At 31.5% G+C, this 24,310-nt stretch carries 19 protein-coding genes; 14 read left to right on the top strand and 5 right to left on the bottom strand.

Features of this window, described 5'->3' with window-relative positions; genetic code table 11:
- Nucleotides 1–77: 77 nt before the first annotated feature.
- Nucleotides 78–1,076, top strand: coding sequence for a DUF2157 domain-containing protein (locus tag OIU80_RS05165; protein ID WP_264285985.1), 999 nt, complete (start codon nt 78–80; stop codon nt 1,074–1,076).
- The gene (locus OIU80_RS05160; protein WP_264285984.1) at nt 1,060–2,253 is read left to right on the top strand and encodes a hypothetical protein; all 1,194 of its coding nucleotides are present in this window, start codon (nt 1,060–1,062) and stop codon (nt 2,251–2,253) included. The genes OIU80_RS05165 and OIU80_RS05160 overlap by 17 nt, the downstream gene beginning before the upstream one ends.
- A gap of 52 nt (nt 2,254–2,305) precedes the next feature.
- Here the strand turns inward: OIU80_RS05160 and OIU80_RS05155 are convergent, their stop codons facing one another.
- From OIU80_RS05155 to ytxJ, 3 genes are all read right to left on the bottom strand, one after another.
- Entirely contained in the window at nt 2,306–2,566 is a 261-nt protein-coding gene (locus tag OIU80_RS05155) for a hypothetical protein (protein ID WP_264285983.1), read from the bottom strand.
- 62 nt (nt 2,567–2,628) lie between these two features.
- Nucleotides 2,629–3,171 (bottom strand): HD domain-containing protein, encoded by a 543-nt coding sequence (locus OIU80_RS05150; RefSeq protein WP_264285982.1) that lies wholly within the window; start codon nt 3,169–3,171, stop codon nt 2,629–2,631.
- A 16-nt stretch (nt 3,172–3,187) separates the two neighbouring features.
- Nucleotides 3,188–3,577, bottom strand: coding sequence for a bacillithiol system redox-active protein YtxJ (ytxJ, locus tag OIU80_RS05145; RefSeq protein ID WP_264285981.1), 390 nt, complete (start codon nt 3,575–3,577; stop codon nt 3,188–3,190).
- 157 nt (nt 3,578–3,734) lie between these two features.
- Between ytxJ and clpB the strand changes: the two genes are divergently transcribed.
- The 4 genes from clpB to OIU80_RS05125 all read left to right on the top strand — a co-directional run bounded on the left by clpB (nt 3,735) and on the right by OIU80_RS05125 (nt 9,521).
- Entirely contained in the window at nt 3,735–6,341 is a 2,607-nt protein-coding gene (clpB, locus tag OIU80_RS05140; RefSeq protein WP_264285980.1) for an ATP-dependent chaperone ClpB, read from the top strand.
- 479 nt (nt 6,342–6,820) lie between these two features.
- Nucleotides 6,821–7,702, top strand: a complete 882-nt coding sequence (locus OIU80_RS05135) for a DUF808 domain-containing protein (protein WP_264285979.1) — start codon at nt 6,821–6,823, stop codon at nt 7,700–7,702.
- Between the two features lie 194 nt (nt 7,703–7,896).
- Complete coding sequence (locus OIU80_RS05130; RefSeq protein WP_264285978.1) at nt 7,897–8,316, top strand: hypothetical protein; 420 nt, start codon at nt 7,897–7,899, stop codon at nt 8,314–8,316.
- Nucleotides 8,317–8,633: 317 nt separating this feature from the next.
- A complete protein-coding gene (locus OIU80_RS05125) occupies nt 8,634–9,521 on the top strand; it encodes a carbon-nitrogen hydrolase (RefSeq protein WP_035620980.1) in 888 nt (295 codons plus the stop codon).
- A 79-nt stretch (nt 9,522–9,600) separates the two neighbouring features.
- On the opposite strand, the gene OIU80_RS05120 is transcribed toward OIU80_RS05125, so the two are convergent.
- Entirely contained in the window at nt 9,601–10,866 is a 1,266-nt protein-coding gene (locus tag OIU80_RS05120) for an OmpA family protein (protein ID WP_264285977.1), read from the bottom strand.
- A 269-nt stretch (nt 10,867–11,135) separates the two neighbouring features.
- Here OIU80_RS05120 and OIU80_RS05115 point away from each other — a divergent pair, with 269 nt between their 5' ends.
- The gene (locus OIU80_RS05115) at nt 11,136–12,176 is read left to right on the top strand and encodes an agmatine deiminase family protein (RefSeq protein ID WP_264285976.1); all 1,041 of its coding nucleotides are present in this window, start codon (nt 11,136–11,138) and stop codon (nt 12,174–12,176) included.
- 85 nt (nt 12,177–12,261) lie between these two features.
- On the opposite strand, the gene fahA is transcribed toward OIU80_RS05115, so the two are convergent.
- Complete coding sequence (fahA, locus tag OIU80_RS05110) at nt 12,262–13,545, bottom strand: fumarylacetoacetase (RefSeq protein WP_264285975.1); 1,284 nt, start codon at nt 13,543–13,545, stop codon at nt 12,262–12,264.
- 108 nt (nt 13,546–13,653) lie between these two features.
- Between fahA and glyA the strand changes: the two genes are divergently transcribed.
- From glyA to OIU80_RS05075, 7 genes are all read left to right on the top strand, one after another.
- Nucleotides 13,654–14,928, top strand: coding sequence for a serine hydroxymethyltransferase (glyA, locus tag OIU80_RS05105; protein ID WP_264285974.1), 1,275 nt, complete (start codon nt 13,654–13,656; stop codon nt 14,926–14,928).
- A 174-nt stretch (nt 14,929–15,102) separates the two neighbouring features.
- Nucleotides 15,103–15,696, top strand: a complete 594-nt coding sequence (miaE, locus tag OIU80_RS05100) for a tRNA-(ms[2]io[6]A)-hydroxylase (RefSeq protein WP_264285973.1) — start codon at nt 15,103–15,105, stop codon at nt 15,694–15,696.
- Nucleotides 15,697–15,928: 232 nt separating this feature from the next.
- Entirely contained in the window at nt 15,929–16,426 is a 498-nt protein-coding gene (locus tag OIU80_RS05095; RefSeq protein WP_264285972.1) for a GNAT family N-acetyltransferase, read from the top strand.
- A gap of 120 nt (nt 16,427–16,546) precedes the next feature.
- Nucleotides 16,547–17,617, top strand: a complete 1,071-nt coding sequence (gene corA, locus OIU80_RS05090) for a magnesium/cobalt transporter CorA (protein WP_264285971.1) — start codon at nt 16,547–16,549, stop codon at nt 17,615–17,617.
- Between the two features lie 264 nt (nt 17,618–17,881).
- On the top strand, nt 17,882–19,975 hold the full coding sequence (gene pta / locus OIU80_RS05085) for a phosphate acetyltransferase (protein ID WP_264285970.1): 2,094 nt from the start codon (nt 17,882–17,884) through the stop codon (nt 19,973–19,975).
- A gap of 87 nt (nt 19,976–20,062) precedes the next feature.
- Nucleotides 20,063–21,247 (top strand): acetate/propionate family kinase, encoded by a 1,185-nt coding sequence (locus tag OIU80_RS05080; RefSeq protein ID WP_264285969.1) that lies wholly within the window; start codon nt 20,063–20,065, stop codon nt 21,245–21,247.
- A gap of 102 nt (nt 21,248–21,349) precedes the next feature.
- Nucleotides 21,350–24,094, top strand: coding sequence for a helix-turn-helix and ligand-binding sensor domain-containing protein (locus OIU80_RS05075; protein ID WP_264285968.1), 2,745 nt, complete (start codon nt 21,350–21,352; stop codon nt 24,092–24,094).
- Nucleotides 24,095–24,310 lie beyond the last annotated feature (216 nt).

Below are 24,310 nucleotides of genomic sequence, written 5' to 3'. Positions count from 1 at the left end.
TAAATCCTTTTTTATTGAAAACAGAAAATTCATACTAAATACATATATTTGATACATAGTTATCTTAAAGTAATAGTATGACACAATTTGATGAACAGGCAACTCAAAAACTTTTTGAGAAGAACTTAATTACCGAAGAACAATTTGTACAGGTAAAAGCCTATCGCAGTTTAGGGATTTTTTCGCTACATAACGAATTAAAGTTATTCCTATACCTATCGGTTTTGTTATTTACAACAGGAATCGGAATCTTGATTTATCAAAATATAGATACAATAGGTCATGTAGCTATTTTGTCTTTGCTTTTAATTGTAACAGTAATCTGTTTTTATTTTTGCTTTAAAAATTCAAAAGGATTTCAAAAAGAAGATTCTAGTTTTGAAAATCCTGTATTACAATATTTAGTTCTTACAGCAACAATTCTGAGTTGTATTTTTGTAGGGTACATTCAATTTCAATACGAACTATTCGGTACCCATTATGGTTTAGCAACATTAGTGCCTACAATTATTAGTTTCTTTTGTGCTTATTATTTTGATAATAAGAGTGCATTAACAATTGCTGTAACAGGTTTAGCAGCTTATATAGGTCTTTCAGTAAGTCCGCAAAGTTTACTTAGTAATGATTTTTATGCTACTGATACCTTAAGTTATTCGGCAATTATATTAGGAGGTTTATTAATCCTTTGGACTATTTATAGCACAAAGATTAATTTAAAAATGCATTTCAATTTTATTTACCTTACCTATGCTTTGCATTTGATAAGTATTGCTGCAATCAATAATTTATTCCAAGGATATTGGTTGATTTTTGCTATTGTCCTAGGAGCTTCTACTTATTATTTCTACAAAGTAAGCTATCAAATTCCTGCAATTTCATTATTCGTGTTTACAATTATATACGCCTACATTGGCATTAATATTATAGTTTTTAAATTTTTAGAGTTTATAGATGCTTCCAATTTTTATGAATTGGTGTTATTTGCAGCTCCTTTTTACGTAATAGGTTCAATTATATTATTCATTAAATTAATTAAAAACTTCAATAAACAAAAAGCAAATGATAGCATACGATAAGAATTTATTGAAGAATGGTTTTTTGGTCAATGAAGCAGAGAACTTACAAAAAGCCAATTTTATTACTAAAGAGCAATTAGACAATGTCTCTAAAGAATTACCAGCTCTTAGGAGTCAGGATAATATATTAGTTCGTATAGGTTTCTTTTTGTTAGGAGTGTTTTTGTATTCATCTATTTGTGGTGCCGTATCATTATTAGGGATAAGTGCTTCTTCAGATAGGTTTTTTATCGGTTTAGTTTATTTTTTTGCAATAATTGGGTTTATAGGAACAGAAATTCTAGCACAACAAAAATATTATGGTTACGGTTTAGACGATGCTTTTGTATTAGGAGCACAATTAACTTTGGCTATAGCAGTTGCGATGTCTTTTACAACAAACATATTACGAATTAATAATGTAGATGTGTTGTCAAGCATGATTACTGTAACGGTAGTTTCTTTTTTGATGTATTTGCGGTACTTGCATTTGTCTTCGGCATTGATTTTTTGCTTGGCATCGACCACGACATTAGGTTTTGTCTTCTTTAATTATATTGAGTTAGGGAGTGTTATTTTGCCTTTTGTATTAATGCTTTATGCAATTGGATTATATTTTAGTAGTAAAGTACTTCTTAAGAATTTAGCTGAGCCTTTTTATTATAATGGATTTCTTTTGATGAAAAATTTCAGTTTAATATTATTCTATTTATCAGGGAATTATATGGTTGTAAGAGAGTTTTCGGCTTTTCTATCAGGTACTTATTACGAGTTAAGTCCAGATGTTCCGTTTTCGTTATTCTTTTGGAGTTTTACGTTTGTAGTTCCTGTTCTTTATTTGTTTTTTGGATTACGTAATAAAGACAGAATCTTACTTTGGTTAGGTTTCTTAGCCTTTTGTTTTTCTATTTTTACTTTTAGAACCTATCACCATGTTTTACCAACAGAAGTTGCTTTAACTTTTGGAGGTTTATTGCTTTTTGGATTTACTTATTTTGCAATAAGAAAAACAAGAGATAATGAAAAAGGAATAACATTTAAGCCAGATCGTATCGATAACACTAATTCATTACTAAATGCCGAAGCTTTAATAATTGCTTCAACATTTAATTTAAGGCCAGAAATAAAAGCCGAGGAATCCCCAATGGAGTTTGGAGGAGGAGATTTTAGTGGAGGAGGTTCAGGAGGAAGTTTTTAGATTGTACATTTATAATAAAAACGCTGAAATTAAAATTTCGGCGTTTTTATTATTAGCTAGATAATAGACTTATAATCACTAAAATCAAAGTAAGTATAATTTCAATAATAGATAATTTTCGCGGATTTATAAATGAAACTAATGCTCTGTCAATTGCCAAAAGAATCAATAAACCAGATACACACCAAAGGATTACAAATCCACCCATGCTGCCATAATTTGCTAAAGCATATAATCCATAAGGAAAACCAATTACAATTCCAATTATAGAAATTACAGAAACAAAAGTTTGTTTGTTTTTAATTATATCCATTTAAACTTTAAAGTATATATTTTCAAAAATCATCTTTACCATATATTTATAAAGAGGAATTCTTAATCAAAGTATTGCTCGTATTCTTCAATTTTCGAGCGTAAACGATTTTCTAAATATAGATTAGCATCTTTTAAATGCTCTAAAATAGTCTCAGCTTCATTTTTGTATTTTCTTTTTTTAAGACTATCCCAGCTTTTAGGAGGTTTTTGTAAGTTAGTTATCCTATCTGCTAATTTTACAGCCCAAACTTCTTTTCTTTGGAAGGAAATTCGGTTCAAACTATCAAGCATTCTTTCTTCTTTTGGTAAAGTATTATTTTTTGTAAGAGCCGAAACACCTTTAGCTATTTCAGTTCCAAATTCAAGTTCTAATTCATCAAATGTTGTAGTTGTATCTTCTAAGGTATCATGTAATAATGCAATCTGAGTAGCAAAATTTATGTCAAATTCCTTTGTGTTATTTGCTGCAATTAAAATTTCCATTGCCACATTGCTTAAATGAACAACATAGGGTAGTTGAGAATCAGGAAGGAGCTGATTATCCTCTGAATGTTTATGGGCAGCAAAAAGTATAGTCTTTTGATAAATTGATTGGATATCCATTTAGTTTTATTGAAAATTACACTTTTTCTTTCAACGCTTCAGCATCAATATCACTATGAGAAACATCATATATCGATTTTCCGTCTTTGATAAGTAATAATTGAGGAGATTGATGAACAACGTTAAAACGTGATGCTATCTCATTCGAAACATCACGGTGTGCTATTAGATCAAGAAAATAAGCCTTAACTTTAGTGTCTAAATCAAATTCTCTTTCAAATTGTTTGAGAGCCATTCTGCTAATACTACATCTTGTGCTATGTTTGAATATAAGAATTTGTTTCTCTTTAGACTCATTTACGATTTCGTCTAATTGGTCTAAATTTGTTAAGGGAATCCAGTTTATTTTAGTTTCTGATGATTCATTTTGATCAGAATCTCCAAATAGTGATGATAGAAAACTCATATTTTGTCGTTATTTGTGACTTTTTGACATTTAAAAACAATAAAAATTAAATTTTAAACGCCATTTTGTCTGTTTTGTTGTTGTGGAATATATTTTGAGAAATAATAAACAAAGTTACTTATTAAAATAGAATCATAAATCATAAATCAATATAAAGATGAACATAAATAAATTTACAATCAAATCGCAAGAAGCTATTCAGCTTTCTCAGCAGTTGGCTCAACAAAACGGTCAACAGCAAATCGAGAATGAACATATCTTCAAAGCTATCTTTGAAGTTGATGAAAATGTAGCGCCATTTATTTTGAAAAAACTCAATGTAAATGTGCCTTTATTTCTTCAAATTCTAGATAGCACAATTCAAAGCTTCCCGAAAGTTTCGGGAGGAGATGTAATGCTTTCCAGAGATGCAAATAAAGCGTTGAATGAAGCAGAGATTATTGCACAAAAAATGAACGATGAATACGTTTCAATCGAACATTTAATGCTTGCAATTTTTGATTCAAAAAGCAAAGTTGCTCAAATCTTAAAAGATCAAGGAGTAACAGGTAAAGGCTTAAAAGCTGCTATTGATGAATTACGTAAAGGAGAACGTGTAACTTCAGCATCAGCAGAAGAGACATATAATTCATTGAACAAATATGCTAAAAACTTAAACGAATTAGCACGTACAGGAAAATTAGATCCTGTTATCGGACGAGATGAAGAAATTAGACGTGTATTGCAAATCTTAACACGTCGAACTAAAAATAACCCAATGTTAATTGGAGAACCTGGAGTTGGTAAAACCGCAATTGCCGAAGGTTTAGCACGAAGAATCGTTAATGGTGACGTGCCAGAAAACCTAAAGGATAAAATTGTGTTTTCACTAGATATGGGAGCATTAATTGCTGGGGCAAAATATAAAGGAGAGTTCGAAGAACGATTAAAATCGGTAGTAAAAGAAGTTACAGCAGCCGAAGGTGATATCGTCTTGTTTATAGATGAGATTCATACACTTGTAGGTGCAGGTGGAGGAGAAGGCGCAATGGATGCGGCTAATATTCTAAAACCGGCTTTGGCTCGTGGAGAATTAAGAGCGATCGGTGCAACTACTTTGGATGAATACCAAAAATATTTTGAAAAAGATAAAGCGCTAGAACGTCGTTTCCAAAAAATTATAATAGATGAGCCAGATACTGAAAGTGCGATTTCAATTTTACGTGGAATCAAAGAAAAGTATGAAACACATCACAAGGTTCAGATAAAAGACGAAGCTATTATTGCTGCGGTTGAGCTTTCTCAACGTTATATAACCAATCGTTTCCTACCGGATAAAGCGATTGATTTAATGGATGAAGCTGCGTCTAAATTGCGTATGGAAATCAATTCGAAACCTGAGGAATTAGATGTTTTGGATAGAAAAATAATGCAATTAGAAATTGAGATTGAGGCCATAAAACGTGAGAAAGAGGAAAGTAAGCTCAAGGTTCTAGGAATGGAATTGGCTAATTTAAAAGAAGAACGTAATGAAATCTACGCTAAATGGAAATCTGAAAAAGATGTAGTAGATGGAATTCAGGCTGTAAAATTAGAGCTTGAAAACTTTAAACATGATGCAGATCGTGCAGAGCGAGATGGTGATTACGGAAAAGTAGCCGAGATTCGTTACGGAAAAATTAAAGAAGCTCAAGAAAGACTGGATGTCTTATTGAAACAAATGCACGAATATCAATCTGGAAATTCTTTGATTAAAGAAGAAGTTACCAGAGAAGATATTGCCGAAGTTGTTGCAAAATGGACTGGTATTCCAGTGATGAAAATGCTTCAAACTGAAAGAGAAAAACTCTTGCATCTAGAAGATGAATTACACAAGCGTGTAGTTGGTCAAGAAGAAGCAATCGAAGCGGTAAGTGATGCCGTAAGAAGAAGTAGAGCTGGTTTACAAGATATGAAAAAACCTGTTGGTACCTTCTTGTTCTTAGGAACTACAGGAGTTGGTAAAACAGAGTTAGCAAAAGCATTGGCCGAGTATCTTTTTGATGATGAAAATGCCATGACCAGAATTGATATGAGTGAGTATCAAGAACGTCATAGTGTGAGTAGATTAGTTGGTGCACCTCCAGGATATGTAGGATATGATGAAGGTGGACAATTAACAGAAGCTGTACGTAGAAAACCGTATTCAGTAATTCTGTTAGATGAGATTGAAAAAGCGCATCCAGATACATTTAATATTTTATTGCAAGTATTGGACGAAGGACGATTAACAGATAATAAAGGGCGTTTAGCCGATTTTAAAAATACGATTATCATCATGACTTCGAATATGGGAAGTCAGATAATACAAGAAAAATTCGAGAATTTAAAAGGAGGTATTGAAGCTGCAACAGAGGCTGCAAAAGTCGAAGTACTTGCTTTATTGAAACAAACAGTACGTCCGGAATTTATTAACCGTATTGATGAGATCGTATTGTTTCCACCTTTAACTGTGGATAATATTAAACATATTGTTGGTTTACAATTAAAAAGCGTTACCAAAATGTTGGCTTTGCAAGGAATTACAATGGATGCAACCCCAGAAGCTGTTGCTTATTTATCGGATAAAGGATTTGATCCGCAATTCGGTGCAAGACCAGTAAAACGTGTAATACAAAGAGATGTTTTAAATCAATTGTCAAAAGAAATTTTGGCAGGAAAGATTACAACAGATAGTATCATTTTATTAGATGCGTTTGACGGTAAATTGGTTTTTAGAAACCAAACACAAGAAGTAACCCAATAATTTTGATTTTTAGTAATTTGAAAACACCAGTCGCAAGGCTGGTGTTTTTTTTTTTTTTTATTTATGAATCTGAAAATCAGTAAATAATGAAACTTTTTTTTGAATTATTATAAGAAAAAAATTAATTTAGTTCTCATCTTTACATTGGCAGAGCTAAGCTAGGATTAGCTATATAAAAACTTAAAATAAATATAATATTATGAATAACATATTTAGAGGATTAATAGCGGGTTATGGAGCCAAAAAGCTTGGAAGCGGATGTTTTGGAACTATTTTTGTTTTTGTGATTATCTGGCTACTTTTAGGTCAATGCAGTTGATGATATTGTTTAGAAGTCTGATTGAAAATATTTGATTAAATCGGAAGAAATAGAAGAAAAAAATCAAACAAAAAGTATTAGATTCGCATGAAATAATAAATATGTATTGATTGAATTTGGTAGATTGTATCAAAAGTCAATGCAGTTCTAAAACAATTATATGGCATCAGGTTTTTTCGTTATATTAGATGATATTGCAGCAATTATGGATGATGTTGCAGTAATGAGTAAAGTTGCAGTAAAAAAGACGGCAGGTATCCTAGGAGATGATTTGGCTGTTAATGCCGAGAAAGCATCAGGTTTTGCTTCATCAAGAGAATTACCTGTATTGTGGGCCATTGGTAAAGGTTCGTTTATTAATAAATTAATTATTTTACCAATAGCATTTTTACTAAGTGCCTTTTTTCCAGTAGCCATTATAGTAATCTTAGTACTGGGAGGTCTTTTTTTAGCTTATGAAGGAGCTGAAAAGATATTTGAATTTTTCTTTCCACACAAACATGAAAAGATTGAGGTTACAGCACAAACATTTTCGGAAGAAGAAATTTTAGCTGTCGAAAAAGAAAAAATAAAATCAGCAATCATAACTGATTTTATATTATCTGTAGAAATAGTAATTATAGCATTAGGAACTGTAATTGGCAAACCTATTTTATCACAAATTATGGTTGTTTCTATTATTGCAATAGTTGCAACAATTGGAGTGTATGGTATTGTAGCGCTTATTGTAAGAATGGATGAACTGGGACTTAAGCTTATTCAGCTTAGTAAAAAAGAGCGAAGTATATCAAAAACAATAGGAAATATTCTAGTACAGGCACTTCCAAGAGTGATTCAGAGTTTATCCGTAATTGGAACGATAGCTTTGCTATTAGTGGCAGGTGGTATATTTGTACACAATATTGAATTTTTCCATCACCTAGTACCTCAGTTACCTTCTATTGTAAAAGAATTTAGTATTGGACTTGTAATTGGGTTTTTGGTTTTAGGAATTGTAACTGTAATCAAAAAAATGATTCCAAAAAAAGAAATAGCAGAATAACTTTATTGTCAATTATATATAACACCAATCGAAAGATTGGTGTTTTTTTATGCCTAAAATGAAAATATTTATTTTGTTAATATTTTGAATTTTAGTTGTTTAGTAAATTGAGTGGATTATTTAACAATTTTACGAAGCAACCATCTTAATCTATTTGCATCTATATTGTAATTAATAACAAATAAATTATTTTTATGAAAAATTTCAATTTAAAATCAGTTTTAACTGTATTATTCTTAGCAACGGCATTAATTTCATGTAGTAATGATAAAGATGATGACCAACCTACTACTCCTGAATTTACTGTAAAAAGTGCTTTTGTAACTGAAGTGAAAGGACCAGAAACTGGAAAGGTAAATGAGGAACTTAGCTATGATGTGACTTATATAGTTGAGAGTGCTTGTGCAGAATTTGGCAAAATTAGTGATGTAACCATAGGTACAGAAAAAGGATTGCAAGTTGAAGCTAAATATCCATCAGGAACTTGTACGCTACAAGTACCAGATCCTAAAAAAACAGTTTACAAATTTAAATCAGCAGCAAAAGGAACTTTTGATATAAAATTCAAAAAATCAGAAACTGAATTTGTAACTGCTAAAGTAGTTATTGAATAGTTAATCTAATTCAATATAATAGAGTGCTTACTATGTAAAAAGGAGCAGTTAATTAAAAACTGTTTTATTTTTATTTCATTCAATTAAACACCAGTTAGGGCGCTGGTGTTTTTTTGTTTTTAGAAATAGACGAATTATTCTCATCAGTATTTTTATCAGTTATTTATTTTTGATATTTTATGAATAGAATGATTTTGGCTACTCTCAATTGCTATTGAGAAGGGACTAGAATAGAAAATTTAGTTTTTTATTAGAACCTATGGCTCACTTTGCTATTCCTTTAAAAATTACTATTTTTGCACTCTAAATTTTAAGACATGCCGAATAAGAAATATAAAATAGCCGTTATCCAGTTAAATCTGAATGACGTTGCCGAAAATAATCTTAAAAAATGTATCAGTTGGGTAAAAGATGCGGCCAATAAAGGTGCTGAAGTAATCCTGTTACCAGAATTATATAGTAGTCATTATTTTTGCCAAAGTGAAGATGTAGATAATTTTGCATTAGCAGAACCATTATATAGTACTTCATTTATAGCTTTTAGTGCTTTGGCTAAGGAATTAGGGGTGGTTATTATTGTTCCTTTCTTCGAAAAAAGAATGGCGGGAATATACCACAATAGTGCATACATTATAGATACTGATGGATCAGAAGCAGGGTTGTATCGTAAGATGCATATTCCAGATGATCCACATTTTTATGAAAAATTCTATTTTACACCTGGTGATTTAGGTTTTCAAGCTATTGAAACTAAAAAAGGAAAAATAGGAACATTAATTTGTTGGGACCAATGGTATCCAGAAGCAGCTCGTATTACAGCTTTAAAAGGTGCTGAGGTATTGTTTTATCCTACAGCGATTGGATGGCATCCAAAAGAAAAAGAGCAATATGGTGAAAACCAGTATGGAGCTTGGATGAATGTAATGAAAGGACATGCTGTTGCAAATGGTGTATTTGTTGCTGCTGCTAATAGAATTGGTTTAGAGCAATATATCGATGGTACTGATGGAATTCAGTTTTGGGGAGCTTCATTTATAGCTGGACCACAAGGAGAAATTTTAGCACAAGCTTCACACGATAAAGAAGAAATTTTAATTGCTGAGGTTGATTTAGATTTACAAGAAAACGTGCGTCAGAACTGGCCATTTTTTAGAGATAGAAGAATTGATGCTTTTGGAGATATTACCAAAAGAGCAATAGACTAATTTAGTCGGTTTATATAAAAGCAAAAAGGACAAAATTTACATTTTGTCCTTTTTTGTTTCTTAGAGAAAAATTTTCCGTTTATTTAACTTGAAAAGTAACTCTTCTTACGATTTGACGTGCTTCTTTAGAATTTTTATTCACAGAAGTATCTTCACCATTAGCAATTACATTTAATCTAGAAGCATCAATTCCAGCATTTGTAGCTACTTTTTTCACAGCTTCAGCTCTTTTTCTAGATAATTCCGTGTTATAGCTAGAGCTTCCAATTTCGTCAGAATATCCAATGATATCTGCAGATTTACCAGGATTATTTTTCAAGTATTTAACTAAAAAGTCTACACCAGATAAAGAAGCATTTGTTGGTTTAGAAGAGTTAAAATCAAAATATACATTAACATATCCTCCGTTAATCAATTCTTCAACTGTATTATTTGTTGCAGTTTCGCTACCTTTTTTAGAGTAGGTTTTGTCTAAATAGCTTTCTAGTTCATCTGGAACACCATTTTGATTAGTATCAATAGATTGTCCTTTGGTATTTACAGCAACTCCAGAAACAGTATTAGGCTCTAAATCATACAAATCAGCAACACCATCTTTATCAGTGTCGATAAGACCAGTTTCTATTGTATTAACTCTGTCTTCTAATTTATTTAATCTATCATTGTCTTCAGAATACCAGTCAGCATGTTTTTCTTTTTTACCTAGGTAGAAAGTTAAACCAACAGAAGCATTTAATAATACTCCATCAAATGAACCGCTAGTTGTTTGTCCCATTCCGTCAAAGTTATGGTTTTGTCTTCCATTAACAATTCCAGTAAGGTCACCAGTTAAAGCGATAGTATTGCTTAATCTAATTTGTCCAGTAAGACCAACAATTCCGTGAGCCATATAGTCTTTTCCATCAAAACCATTATCAGCACTTAATTGAGAAACTCCAAAACCACCATGTGCCAATAAACCGATTGTGTTGGTCCAAGTTTCAAAATTTAAGGCTCTACCAATATTTACAACTCCTTGTAAACTTGTTCTTAAGTATTTGCTGTCAAATGGAGCAGTATCATTGCGTTCCTGAAATTGATCGTATCCGAAATCTAATTTCAAACCAAACTTAGGATTAAACATATAACGTACACCTAAATCTGCATGAAAAGGGCTAACTGTAGCAGTAGAATACCCTTCGGTCATAGTTCTGGTTGGTTTGTTTAGACCACCATTTAATTCGATAGACCATTTATCATAAGGATTTTTTTCAATTGTAGTTTGTGCAGAACTTGTTGCCATGCTTTGTGCGCCTGCTGCCATGGACAGTAATAAAAGTGATACGGAAGCTAATTTCTTTTTCATGATATCTATTGTTAAATTTAATTTTTTTTGAGTTTTTTCGTTTAAACTCAGTATAAAAATAGGCCAATCGGTTTAAACCAATGTTCTATTGGTATTACATAATTCCCATGTTTTGTGGCTTTCTTCATCATTTTTTGGTTCTATTGATGGTAATACTTTTAGTTATTTAGAATAAATTATATTTCTATCTAACTGGAAAAAAAGAACTTTACATAATGATAAAGGGTATGAATGCTTATCTTTGTACTTTTTTAATTTAGAACCTTTTTATGACGACGAATAATAGGATATTTCCCGCAGAGTGGGAAAAACAACAAGGAGTTGTATTGTGTTTTCCTCATAATGGTAAAGATTGGCCAGGGAAATACGAAGCCGTTCAATGGGCTTTTGTAGAGTTTATAAAAAAAGTAGCTGCACATGAAATTGTTTTCTTGGTAGTTGCCGATGAAGATTTGAAAGCAAAAGTGAACGATATGCTTGAAAGAGCACATGTAGATTTAAAGAATGTTACTTACATCATTCATAAAACAAACAGAAGCTGGATGCGTGATTCTGGACCAATTGTTGTTAAAAATGGAGATAAAAGAGAAGCATTAAACTTTAATTTTAATGGTTGGGCAAAATACAAAAACTATCAATTAGATAAATTTGTGCCAGCTAAAGTTGCAGAAGTTTTAGATATTCCAGTTACACAGGTTGTATATAAAGGAAAGCCAGTTATTGTAGAAGGTGGTGCGATTGATGTAAACGGAAAAGGAACATTGTTAACTTCTGAGGAATGTTTAATGCATCCAAGTATTCAGGTTCGTAATCCAGGTTTTACTAAAGAAGATTATGAAGCAGTTTTTAAAGAATATCTTGGAGTAACAAACGTTATTTGGTTAGGAGACGGAATAGAAGGAGATGATACGCATGGGCACATCGATGATTTGTGTCGTTTTGTAAATGAGGATACTATTGTAACCATTGTAGAAACTGATTCTAATGATTCAAATTATAAACCTTTACAGGATAATTTGAAAAGATTGCAAAATGCAAAGCTTGAAAATGGGAAATCTCCAGTAATTGTTGCTTTACCAATGCCAAAAAGAGTTGATTTTGAAGATTTAAGATTACCGGCAAGTTATGCTAATTTCTTGATTTTAAACAACTGTGTTTTGGTTCCCACATTTAACGATAGTAATGATCGTGTGGCACTTAATATACTTTCAGAATGTTTTCCTGATCGTGAAGTGATAGGAATTAGTTGTGTAGACTTTATTTGGGGATTTGGAACATTACATTGTTTAAGTCAGCAAATTCCAGCTTAAAAACAGGCTTTTTTCAGAAAATTGTATAAAAAAATAGCGTATTGAATTCAATACGCTATTTTTTTTATTCCGAATCAAGATCTCTTCATTGTCTCACGAAAGGAGCAAGCAGTTGGCTTGAAACTTCTCCAAAACCAATACGAACTTCATTGCTTTCGCAATATCCTCTCATAATTACAGTATCGTTATCTTCGATAAATTTACGTTCGCTGCCATCGTTTAGCTTTAAAGGGTTTTTTCCACCCCAAGTTAATTCTAGCATAGATCCATAGCTGTCAGGAGTAGGTCCGGATATTGTTCCAGAGCCCATCATATCACCAGAATTAACACGACAACCATTAGAAGTATGATGTGCTAATTGTTGGCTCATTGACCAGTACATATATTTAAAATTTGATCTAGAGATTACAGTTTCTTCTTTATCCAATGGCTTAAGAGAAACTTCTAAATTAATATCAAAAGCTTTTTTTCCTTTGGTTTGTAAATAAGGAAGCGGAGCAGGATCTTGTTTTGGGCCTTTGGTTCTAAAAGGTTCTAATGCATCCATAGTAACAATCCATGGAGAAATAGAAGAAGCAAAGTTTTTTGCCAAGAATGGACCTAAAGGCACATATTCCCATTTTTGAATATCACGAGCGCTCCAGTCATTTAATAAAACCATTCCGAAAATATAGTCTTCGGCTTCATAAGCAGGAATAGGTTCTCCCATTATGTTGGCATCGGTTGTAATAAATGCGGTTTCCAATTCAAAATCAATTGATCTTGATGGGCCAAAAACAGGAGAGCTTTCTCCATTAGGAAGTGTTTGTCCCATTGGTCTGTGTACAGGAATTCCAGAAGGAATAATAGTCGAACTTCTTCCGTGGTATCCTACAGGAATGTGTAACCAGTTTGGTAATAATGCATTTTCCGGATCACGGAACATTTTACCTACATTGGTTGCATGCTCTCTACTAGAGTAAAAATCGGTATAATCACCAATTAAAACAGGTAATTGCATTTCGACATCGTCAATTTTAAAAATAACGATATCTCTATCTTTTGTAGAATCTCTTAATTGAGGGTTATTAATGTCAAATATATCGGCAATACGGTTTCGAACCAATCGCCAAGTTTTTTTTCCATCAGAAATAAAATCGTTTAGAGTGTCTTGCATAAACATATCATCAGTTAAATCAATTCCTGAGAAATAGCTTAATTGTTGTAAAGCACCTAAATCTATGGCGTAGTCGCCAATTCTTGTTCCAACCGTTACTATATTTTCTTTGGTAAGAAAAACACCGAAGGGAATGTTTTGAATAGGGAAATCACTATTCTCTGGTACATCTAACCATGATTTTCGTTTAGTATCGTTGGCAGTTATCGGCATGTGAATGTTAATTATTTGTTGAAAAATTCTATGTCAAATATATCATAATCTAACAGTTTGACAAACGTTTTTTTGTATTTTTGCATCAAATTAACGAAAAACTAAAAAATGCAACGCGACGAACAAATTTTTGATCTTATTCTTGAAGAACAAGACAGACAAATTCACGGATTAGAACTAATCGCTTCAGAAAATTTTGTAAGTGATGAGGTAATGGAAGCAGCTGGTTCTGTTTTAACAAATAAATATGCAGAAGGCTATCCAGGCAAAAGATACTACGGAGGTTGTGAAGTAGTTGACGTTATTGAGCAAATTGCTATAGATAGAGCCAAAGAATTATTTGGGGCTACTTATGCAAACGTACAGCCACATTCAGGATCACAAGCAAATACAGCAGTTTATCATGCATGTTTAAAGCCCGGAGATAAAATCTTAGGATTTGATTTATCTCACGGTGGTCACTTAACTCACGGGTCTCCAGTAAACTTTTCGGGACGTTTATATACTCCAGTTTTTTATGGTGTAGATAAAGAAACGGGACGTTTGGATTATGATAAAATTCAAGAAATTGCTACTAAAGAGCAACCAAAATTAATTATTGCAGGAGCTTCGGCTTATTCTCGTGATATGGATTTTGAGCGTTTTAGAGTAATTGCAGATAGCGTAGGAGCAATCTTATTTGCAGATATTTCGCATCCAGCAGGGCTTATCGCCAAAGGATTAATGAATGACCCAATTCCTCATTGTCATATCGTTTCTACTACAACACATAAAACATTACGTGGACCACGTGGAGGATTGATATTGATGGGTAAAGATTTTGAAAACCCACAAGGGCTAACAAATCCAAAAGGAGAAATCAGAATGATGTCTGCATTGCTAGATTTAGCTGTATTTCCTGGTAATCAAGGAGGTCCTTTAATGCATATTATTGCTGCAAAAGCAGTCGCTTTTGGTGAAGCATTACAAGATGAGTTCTTTACTTATGCAATGCAATTAAAAAAGAATGCAAATGCTATGGCAGAAGCTTTCGTAAAAAGAGGATACGATATTATTTCTGGAGGAACAGACAATCACATGATGTTAATTGACCTTAGAAATAAAGGAATTTCAGGTAAAGATGCTGAGAATGCATTGGTAAAAGCTGAAATTACTGTAAACAAAAATATGGTTCCATTTGATGATAAATCACCATTTGTAACTTCAGGAATTCGTGTAGGAACAGCTGCAATCACGACTCGTGGTTTAGTTGAAGACGATATGGAAACTATTGTTGCATTAATCGATAGAGTATTAACAAATTACACAAGTGAAGAAGTTATCGAAGAGGTTGCTAACGAAGTAAATGAAATGATGAGCGAAAGAGCAATCTTCGTTTACTAAAAAAATAAAATTTGAAACTTAATTGTTTCAAGTTTCAGGTTTCAAGTTTAAAGTTTTGTGACACGTAAAAAAACGTAAAGCAAAACTTTAAACTTTTTTTAGTTCTAGAGAACATGCCAAGCCTGAAAGTCGGATTGACAAAGAAAACCTGAAACAAAATAAAACAAAAAGATTATGGGTGTATTAAGATTACAGTTACCAACTGACCCAAGATGGGTAAATATCGTTGAGAAAAACATTGAAGAGATTTTAACAGATCATGCTTGGTGTGAACAAAAAGCAGCAACAAATGCTATTACAATAATCACCAATAACTCAGAGCACCAAGACTTAGTTAAAGATTTATTAGCTTTGGCTAAAGAAGAAATTGACCATTTTGAGCAAGTACACAATATCATCATCAAAAGAGGACTAAAACTAGGTCGTGAGCGCAAAGACGATTATGTAAATGAGTTGTATTTGTATATGAAGAGAAGCAGTGACGGAAGCCGTGTTTCAAGCTTAGTTGAACGATTACTATTCTCTGCAATGATTGAAGCCAGAAGTTGTGAACGATTTAAAGTACTTTCTGAAAATATAAAAGACGAAGAATTATCCGTTTTTTACAGAGAATTAATGGAAAGTGAAGCGGGACATTACACCACTTTTATTACGTATGCCAGAAAATACGGAGTAGGAATTGATGTAGAGAAACGTTGGAGAGAATGGCTTGCTTACGAAGAATCTATCATCGCTAATTACGGAAAAGGAGAAACGATTCACGGATAGTTTTCAGTTTCAGTTTCAGTTTTCAGTAACAGAGTTTTATGTCATCCTGAGCGGAGTCGAAGGACAATCCAATTATTGATGTAGTATGGAAATCTAAGTCAGTCTATATTAGTAACAGGGTTTTGTGTTATTCTGAGCGGAGTCGAAGGACAATCTCAATATCCATAAAGTCTAAATTTCTAAGTTAGTCTAAGCCGGTCTAAATAAACAAAAAATCTAAGCAGTCTAAATTATGATTACACTTAAAATAGCATCAGCAACTGATGTACCTAGAATAAGAGAAATTGCATTTAAAACTTGGCCAAATACATATGGCGAAATCTTATCTCAAGAGCAACTGAATTATATGCTGGATAAATTTTACGAGCCAGCTCTTTTAGAAGAAAGCATCCGTAACGGGCATATTTTTACAATGGCCTACGAGGATGATTTTTGCTTGGGTTATGCAGGATATCAACATAATTACCAAGATAAGAATGCTACACGCTTAAATAAACTGTATTTACTTCCTGAAGCACAAGGAAAAGGTATGGGGAAAATATTAATTGATACAGTTGTGGCTGCAGCCAAAGAAAAAGGAGCAGATGTTGTTACTTTGAATGTAAATAGATTTAATAAAGCAGCTTCTTTTTATAAAAAAATGGGATTCGAAATTGTAGCCGAAGCTTATATTGAGCTAGATCATGGGTACTTAATGGAAGACTTTATTATGGAAAAGAAGGTAGACTAATAGCTTATTTTATTTAATTCTTAAATAAGTTAGAATTTTGCTTTGGTAATGCCAAAATTGGGAATGTAGCCGTGTTTTAAAAAACTTTTTTGTAATATTACTATATAAATCATTTATTGAATGAGAAAAATAAAATACAAAAAAGGCCGAAAACTGCAACCCTATTCATTAGAATATACAGGTCGGCATAAAGACACTCAGTCAGAAATGCAACTTTTCGTTTACGATGATTTAGATATCACCGAATATGAGAATTTTAATATATTAGCTTTAAATACGTGTATTGATTACACAAAAAATAATTGGCTAAATATTCATGGTTTAAATAACATAGATCTTATTAAAACCATTGGAGCATATTTTAAGGTAGATGGCTTTATGCTTGCCGACATACTTAATACTACTAAAAGAACCAAGCTACAAGAACAACAGGAAATTCTTTTTTTTAATATTAAATCCCTTTTGCCTTCAGAGGATTCAGATAATATTAGTGTCGAGCAGATTAGTTTTATAATCAAAGATGGCGTTTTAATTTCTTTTCAGGAAAAACGAAGTGATTTCTTTACACACATTCGTGAACGTATTAGGCAACATGCAGGAATTGTAAGAACTAAAAAAGTCGATTATTTACTTTATTTATTGTTAGATGCGGTGATGGAAAACTTCTATATCACGCTCGAGGATGAAGAAAATAAAGTAGAAGAACTAATTAATATTACCAAAGGAGATACAAATCCTATTATTCTTGAAAAAATAGAAAAACACCGCGATAATTTCAACTTCTTAAAACGTTCTATTATACCACTCCGGGATTCATTATATGATATTAAAAGTATAAAAGACGATGATACATTTAATGGAATCGAAAAGGTGAATTTTAGTTTTTTTGCGCGTTTGCATCAAAAAAGCTTAGAACTTCTAGAGCAAATAGAGTCGGATATGAGTTCATTAGAAAGTGCTTCTAATTTTTATTTTTCGGCGCAAAGCCATAAGATGAATGAAATTATGAAAACACTTACTATTATTTCGGCAATATTTATTCCTCTTACTTTTATAGTTGGAGTATATGGAATGAACTTTGAAAACATACCTGAACTTAAATATCAGTATGGATATTATTCTGTTATGATTGGAATGTTTTTGTTGGTGATTGCGTTAATTATTTATTTTAAAAAAAGAAGATGGTTTTAGAGATAGTTGATGATATATTCACTAGCACTCCAGAATATGTACTGAAGTTAGGAGCAGATAATATCGGATAGAGTTGTCTTTTATATGACAAAAATCAGTTAAGAAAAGAAGAAATTCTTTTAATTTTGCTTTCAAATTAAAGTGATTTATAGCTAGAAGACCATTTTGGTTAAGGTTAATTTTTCAAGTTCAGTGGTTTAAGTTTTTTTTAATAGTTGAGCATAGGATTTAGATTACTTTTGTAATGTTTTAAAGAATGAATTTATGAGTAAAGCGGTATATATAGCTACAAGTGAGCAGAATAGTGGAAAATCTATTATTACTTTGGGATTGATGAGTATGTTAATGGGGAAAACCGCTAAAGTCGGGTATTTTAGACCTATTGTAGAGGATTTTGTCGATGGAGATCGAGACAATCATATCGAAACAGTATTAACGCATTTTAATCTTGATATAGCCTTTGAAGATGCATTTGCAATAACCAAGAGCAAATTAATTAAGAAAAAAAATAAAGGTAAGATTGGTGAAGTTCTTGATTTGATTATCGAAAAATATAAACGTCTTGAAGAACGTTTTGATTTTGTATTGGTTGAAGGAACTAGTTTTACTGGAGAAGGTACTGCAATTGAATTGGATACAAATGTATTAATTGCAAAGAATTTAGGGATTCCTACTATTATTTTAGGATCAGGAGTTGGTAAAACATTAGATGAATTAATAGATAATCTTTCACTTGTATATAATTCATTTAAAGTAAAAGACGTTGAGGTATTGGCGGTTATTGCTAATAAAGTACAAATTGAGAACATAGAATTAGTTACATCCGGACTGCAAAAAAGCTTGCCTGAAGGAGTATTGGTAAATGCTATTCCTATTATTTCAAGTCTAAATCATCCAACGATGCAAGAAATTGTTAATCATCTTGGAGCCAAAGTCTTATTTGGTGAAGCTTATTTAAACAATCAAACAGGGCATTTTAGTGTTGGAGCGATGCAATTACATAATTATTTGGTGCATTTAGGAGAAAATTCGCTAGTAATTACTCCTGGTGATCGTGCTGATATTATTTTGGGCGCATTGCAAGCAAATGAATCAGCTAATTATCCAACAATTTCAGGAATTGTGCTTACAGGAAATATTTTACCAGAAAATAGTATTTTGAAATTAATAGAAGGGTTGTCAGCAATCGTTCCGATTATTGCTGTAGAAGAAGGAACCTATCATATTACGAATAAAATAGGGGCTATCAAATCGCAAATTTATGCCAATAACAGTCATAAGATAGAAACTTCAATTACTACTTTCGAAAAATATGTTGATTTGGATAGTTTATCTGAAAAGTTAATTACTTTTCAGGCCGAAGGAATGACGCCAAAAATGTTTCAATACAATATGGTTAAACGAGCCAAACAGCATCGTAAACACATTGTTTTGCCAGAAGGGAATGATGAAAGGATCATTATGGCTGCGTCAAGATTATTAGATATGGACGTTGTTGATATTTCGATTATTGGAGATAAAAAACAAATTGAAAGTAAAGTCACTGAACTGGGGATTACTTTTGATTTCTCTAAAGTCAATATTATTAATCCAATAGAATCTGATCTTTACGAAGATTATGCAAATACATATTATGAGCTTAGAAAAGCTAAAAATGTAAGTATTACAATGGCAAGAGATTTAATGGAAGACGTTTCTTATTTTGGAACAATGATGGTGTATAAAGGCCATGCTGACGGAATGGTTTCGGGAGCTGCTCATACAACACAACATACGATATTGCCAGCGCTGCAGTTTATTAAAACCAAACCGAATTCATCAGTAGTTTCATCAGTATTTTTTATGTGTTTAGAAGATCGTGTTTCCGTATTTGGAGACTGTGCCATAAATCCAAATCCTACTGCAGAACAATTGGCTGAAATTGCTATTTCTTCTGCAGAATCTAGTCTTGCTTTTGGGATAGAACCAAAAATAGCAATGCTTTCTTATTCTTCTGGAACATCAGGAAAAGGAGATGAAGTTGAAAAAGTAAGAACTGCAACTGAAATTGTTAAACGAAAACGACCTGATTTAAAAATAGAAGGACCAATTCAGTACGATGCCGCAGTAGATAGAAGTGTTGGAAAAAGTAAAATGCCAGATTCAGAAGTTGCCGGACAAGCTAGCGTGCTTATTTTCCCTGATCTAAACACAGGAAATAACACCTATAAAGCAGTACAAAGAGAAACAGGAGCATTAGCAATAGGACCGATGTTACAAGGATTGAAAAAACCAGTAAATGATTTAAGCCGAGGCTGTACCGTAGATGATATTATAAATACAGTTGTTATTACGGCCATTCAAGCACAAGGATTATAATCAATTAAAAATTAAAAAATCGAGCCTTTACAAAAAAGGGACTTAGTAATTTAGAAACTTAGTACCTTAGTATTTAAAAAAATAACAATGAAAATATTAATATTAAATTCAGGAAGTTCTTCTATAAAATATCAATTAATGCTAATGCCAGCTAATGAAGTGATTTGCTCTGGTATGATTGACAGAATTGGATTAGAAAGTTCAAATGTAACATATAAAACTAAAGATGTTTCTTTTGAAGAAACAGTATCTATATTAACACATAAAATAGGGTTGGAGAAAGTTGCCAGCTTACTTTTAAATAGTGAAACAGGTGTGATAAAAGCTACTTCAGAAATTGAAGCTGTTGGACATCGTGTGGTTCATGGAGGAAGTTATTTTTCGGATACAGTAACTATTACCGATGAGGTTAAAAACAAAATAAAAGAGCTCTCAGAATTAGCACCATTACATAATCCAGCACATTTAGTTGGAATTAATGTTGCTGAAGAGATTTTTACAACAGCACAACAAGTAGCTGTTTTTGATACGGCTTTTCACCAGACAATTCCCGTTGAAGCATATAAATATGCTATACCCAATTATCTTTTAACGGAAAATAAAGTACGGGTTTATGGGTTTCATGGAACTAGCCACAAATATGTTTCTGAACAAGCAATACAATATTTGGAGCATAATTCTAAAATTATCACAATACATCTCGGAAACGGATGCAGTATGACAGCTATAAAAGACGGGAAAAGTATTGATCATACAATGGGTTTTTCTCCAGCAAATGGTTTGATTATGGGTACACGTGCCGGAGACATAGATCAATCGGTTATTTTTTATATGATGAAAAATCTAGATTATACTCCTGATGAGGTAAATTCGATTTTGTTGAAACAAAGTGGTATGCTTGGTCTTACGGGTTATAGTGATTTACGTGATATTGAATCAGAAGCAGAAAAAGGAAATAAGGATTGCCAGTTGGCTTTGGCGATGAATGCTTATCGAATAAGAAAATATATAGGATCATATGCAGCAGTGCTAAATGGTTTAGATGCGATTGTTTTTACAGCTGGAATAGGGGAAAATTCATCATATATGCGAAAATTAGTATGTACAGATATGGAATATTTTGGAATTGAATTAGATAACGATAAAAATCAGATTCGTTCTAAATCAAATCGTGAAATTAACACCGAAGCATCTAAAACTAAAATTTTGGTAATTCCTACAGATGAAGAGTTTGAAATTGCAAATCAGGTTTATCATTTACTTAAAAACTAAATTAAGATAATATATTCTATAAAAAGAGCTTCTCACTGAGAGGCTTTTTTTATATGAAAAATTGAATAAATGTGATTATATTTGAGCATAAATACCAATATTTTGAAATCAAATCTTCTTAATTTTTTTTTCCTCTTCCTTTTAACATTTCAAATTCAGGCTCAAGAGTTACTTCCTTTTGTAGAAAATTATAATAAGTCTAATTACGAGGGTGATAACCAAATTTGGAGTGTAGCTCAAGGGAATGATAATGCAATGTATTTTGCAAATAATCATTATTTGGTACGTTATAATGGAGTTGTTTGGGAAAAATACACATTACCAAACAAAACAATCATTCGTTCAATTATGGTCGATGGTGATAAAGTTTATTCAGGCTCTTATAAAGAATTTGGTTATTGGTATAGGGAAGCAGGAAAAATGAAGTATGTTTCTATTTCTAAAAACAGAAAAGTATTTGATGAAAATGAGAATGAAGAAGTATGGAAAATTTTCAAACTTAATGATTTAATTTATTTCCAATCTTTCAATCAGATTTTTGTTTATAACGGAAAATCAATCAAAAAAACGAAGTTGCCATTTTTGATATCTTATTGTTTTGTTGTTAATAATCAACTGCTTGTGGCTTCGGTAGAACATGGTGTTTTTGTTGTAAATGGAAATAAATTAAACCCAGTAAAAGGTTGGGGAGCCTTAAAGAATAATGTCATTCATGCTATTGAAAAACATCGAAACAAAATATACATTTTTACACATAAAAAAGGAATTTTTATAGAAGATAAAGGACATCTAACTGCTTGGGATAATCCATTAAACGAAGTCTTAAAGAATGCAAATATAAATGTAGCCCGATTTTTAAAGAGCAATAAACTTATAATTGGTACAGCTGGTGAAGGTGTTTATATGTTTGACTTTAATGATAATTCTTTTAAAAATATCAATAGGAAAAATGTATTGATGAACAATTCTATTTTGAGCATCGGACTAGATAAAGAAGATGATTTATGGTTAGGTTTGGATAACGGAATAGCACATATTGAAGTGACGTCGCCAGTTTCTATTTTTTATGATAATTCAGGAGTTTTAGGATCGGTATATTCAGTTGTAAATGTCAATAAGGAATATTTAATGGCCTCTAATCATGGTATTTTTAAGTATGCAGATAAGAAACTTTCTCTGATTCCTAATAGTCAAGGGCAAGGCTGGAATATAAGTAAGGTGAATCATAAATATTTTATAGGCCACAATGAAGGAACATTCTTGTACGAAAATGGACAGTTTTCAAAAGTAAACATGATAAATGGAGGATGGAATTTAACAAAAAGCAGTATTGATAATTCTTATTTTCAAGCGACTTATAGCGGTGTCGTTGTATATAAAGACATTAATAATTTAGAACAAAAAGTAGTTTTAAAGGGGTTAAGGAAACCAATAAAATATGTGGCTCAGAACAGAAAAAATGAAGTATGGGCGGCTGATAATTATCGAGGATTATATAGAATCTTATATAATGATAATTACGAAACACAGAAAGTAGAAAATGTTACTCAACACAGTAAAATTGAAAATGATTTTGGTGTGAAAATATTTGAGTTTAGAAATGAAATTCTTTTTTTAATAAATAAAACGTGGTACACTTACAATTCGATTGCTAATCAATTAGAAAAGAATGATCTTTTTAATTCTAATTTTAATAATATCTCAGATGTAGCGGCTATTGATGAAAATCATTTTATCTTATTACAAGATGGACTTTTGTATCATATTTATGCAAATGGCAATAAATTTATATGGAATAGTATTCAGGAGAAATATTATAAAGGTAAAATTATCAATGACAACTTAAATGTCTTTAAAAACAACAATAACTATTTATTGAATTTAGATGATGGTTTTATATCTTTTCAATTAAAAGATATAAATAAACAAAAATTAGATTTAAAGGTTGAAGTGTTTAATGATGAAAACTTAATCGAAAATAATTCCAGTATAAATTATAATTCAGAGTTAAGAATAAATGTGATCTCAGGTTTATTTGGAGCTGCTAAACCAAACTTATTTTATAAAATTAATAACGAGAATAATTTTAGATCTATAAAAGATGGTTTAATCGTTTTGAATAACTTAAATAGTGGTTCCCATAGTATAGAAATATTTAATCACGATGGATTAAGTTATAGTAAAATTTCAAGTTTTGATTTTATTGTTGCAAAACCATGGTATTTTTCTTTTTGGATGCTTTTGTTCTATTTGTCTTTTATAGCAGGGATTTTATATATCTACTATAGATGGAATAAGATGCGTTATTTACAAAAATTGGAATTAAGAGAAGAAGAGTTAAGACATCAAAAAGAGATTCTAGAAATGGAATTGAAAGCAGAGAATGATTTAAATAGTCAAGAGTACCAAAAACATATTCTTGAACTAGAATTACAAACCAAATCGTCAGAAGTTGCAGGTAAGTCTCTTTCTATTGCGAAGCAAAGTGAAATGATCGAAAAAATTCAAGGTATTCTTGATTCTGAAACAGATTTTAATAAGCTTAAGAGCGAAATTAAGAAAGCTATAAAAATAAATGCTGTTAACAAACATGAATGGGAAACTTTTGAAAATAATCTAAATCAAATTCACAATGAGTTTGTAACAAATCTTTCTCAGAAATATCCCAATTTAACTTCAAAGGATATTAAGCTTTGTATTTACTTAAAAATGAATCTTTCTTCAAAAGAGATTGCTCCTTTAATGAACATTTCGTTTAGAGGAGTAGAACTACATCGTTATCGATTAAGAAAAAAATTGAACCTAGTTCAAGATGAAAACCTTTCTAACTTTTTATTGAATCTGTAAAAATATCCTAATTTTTTAGGGATAATATATTATTTAACTTTAATTTATATCAAATAGCAGTACATCATTACTACATCATCATGATGTAGAATGATGTTTTTTATTTTGTATAAATGGCTTTAAATCAATTGTGTAATATGATTATTGTGTGTTTTGATGTATTTATGTAGTATTTCTATTTAACGTACTATAACGTTGTAATTATCTAAGTTTGGT

Source organism: Flavobacterium frigoritolerans, assembly GCF_025847275.1.
GTDB classification, from domain to species: domain Bacteria; phylum Bacteroidota; class Bacteroidia; order Flavobacteriales; family Flavobacteriaceae; genus Flavobacterium; species Flavobacterium frigoritolerans.
This window is presented reverse-complemented; position numbering and strand designations above follow the sequence as displayed.

Excerpts from the sequence above, each read along its gene's own strand:
- clpB (WP_264285980.1), top strand. The coding sequence starts at position 3,735 with ATGAACATAAATAAATTTACAATCAAATCGCAAGAAGCTATTCAGCTT.
- corA (WP_264285971.1), top strand. The coding sequence starts at position 16,547 with ATGAGAAAAATAAAATACAAAAAAGGCCGAAAACTGCAACCCTATTCA.
- glyA (WP_264285974.1), top strand. The coding sequence starts at position 13,654 with ATGCAACGCGACGAACAAATTTTTGATCTTATTCTTGAAGAACAAGAC.
- OIU80_RS05115 (WP_264285976.1), top strand. The coding sequence starts at position 11,136 with ATGACGACGAATAATAGGATATTTCCCGCAGAGTGGGAAAAACAACAA.
- OIU80_RS05135 (WP_264285979.1), top strand. The coding sequence starts at position 6,821 with ATGGCATCAGGTTTTTTCGTTATATTAGATGATATTGCAGCAATTATG.
- pta (WP_264285970.1), top strand. The coding sequence starts at position 17,882 with ATGAGTAAAGCGGTATATATAGCTACAAGTGAGCAGAATAGTGGAAAA.
- OIU80_RS05150 (WP_264285982.1), bottom strand. The coding sequence starts at position 3,171 with ATGGATATCCAATCAATTTATCAAAAGACTATACTTTTTGCTGCCCAT.
- OIU80_RS05165 (WP_264285985.1), top strand. The coding sequence starts at position 78 with ATGACACAATTTGATGAACAGGCAACTCAAAAACTTTTTGAGAAGAAC.
- ytxJ (WP_264285981.1), bottom strand. The coding sequence starts at position 3,577 with ATGAGTTTTCTATCATCACTATTTGGAGATTCTGATCAAAATGAATCA.
- OIU80_RS05125 (WP_035620980.1), top strand. The coding sequence starts at position 8,634 with ATGCCGAATAAGAAATATAAAATAGCCGTTATCCAGTTAAATCTGAAT.
- OIU80_RS05155 (WP_264285983.1), bottom strand. The coding sequence starts at position 2,566 with ATGGATATAATTAAAAACAAACAAACTTTTGTTTCTGTAATTTCTATA.
- fahA (WP_264285975.1), bottom strand. The coding sequence starts at position 13,545 with ATGCCGATAACTGCCAACGATACTAAACGAAAATCATGGTTAGATGTA.
- OIU80_RS05160 (WP_264285984.1), top strand. The coding sequence starts at position 1,060 with ATGATAGCATACGATAAGAATTTATTGAAGAATGGTTTTTTGGTCAAT.
- OIU80_RS05120 (WP_264285977.1), bottom strand. The coding sequence starts at position 10,866 with ATGAAAAAGAAATTAGCTTCCGTATCACTTTTATTACTGTCCATGGCA.
- OIU80_RS05095 (WP_264285972.1), top strand. The coding sequence starts at position 15,929 with ATGATTACACTTAAAATAGCATCAGCAACTGATGTACCTAGAATAAGA.
- OIU80_RS05080 (WP_264285969.1), top strand. The coding sequence starts at position 20,063 with ATGAAAATATTAATATTAAATTCAGGAAGTTCTTCTATAAAATATCAA.
- miaE (WP_264285973.1), top strand. The coding sequence starts at position 15,103 with ATGGGTGTATTAAGATTACAGTTACCAACTGACCCAAGATGGGTAAAT.
- OIU80_RS05130 (WP_264285978.1), top strand. The coding sequence starts at position 7,897 with ATGAAAAATTTCAATTTAAAATCAGTTTTAACTGTATTATTCTTAGCA.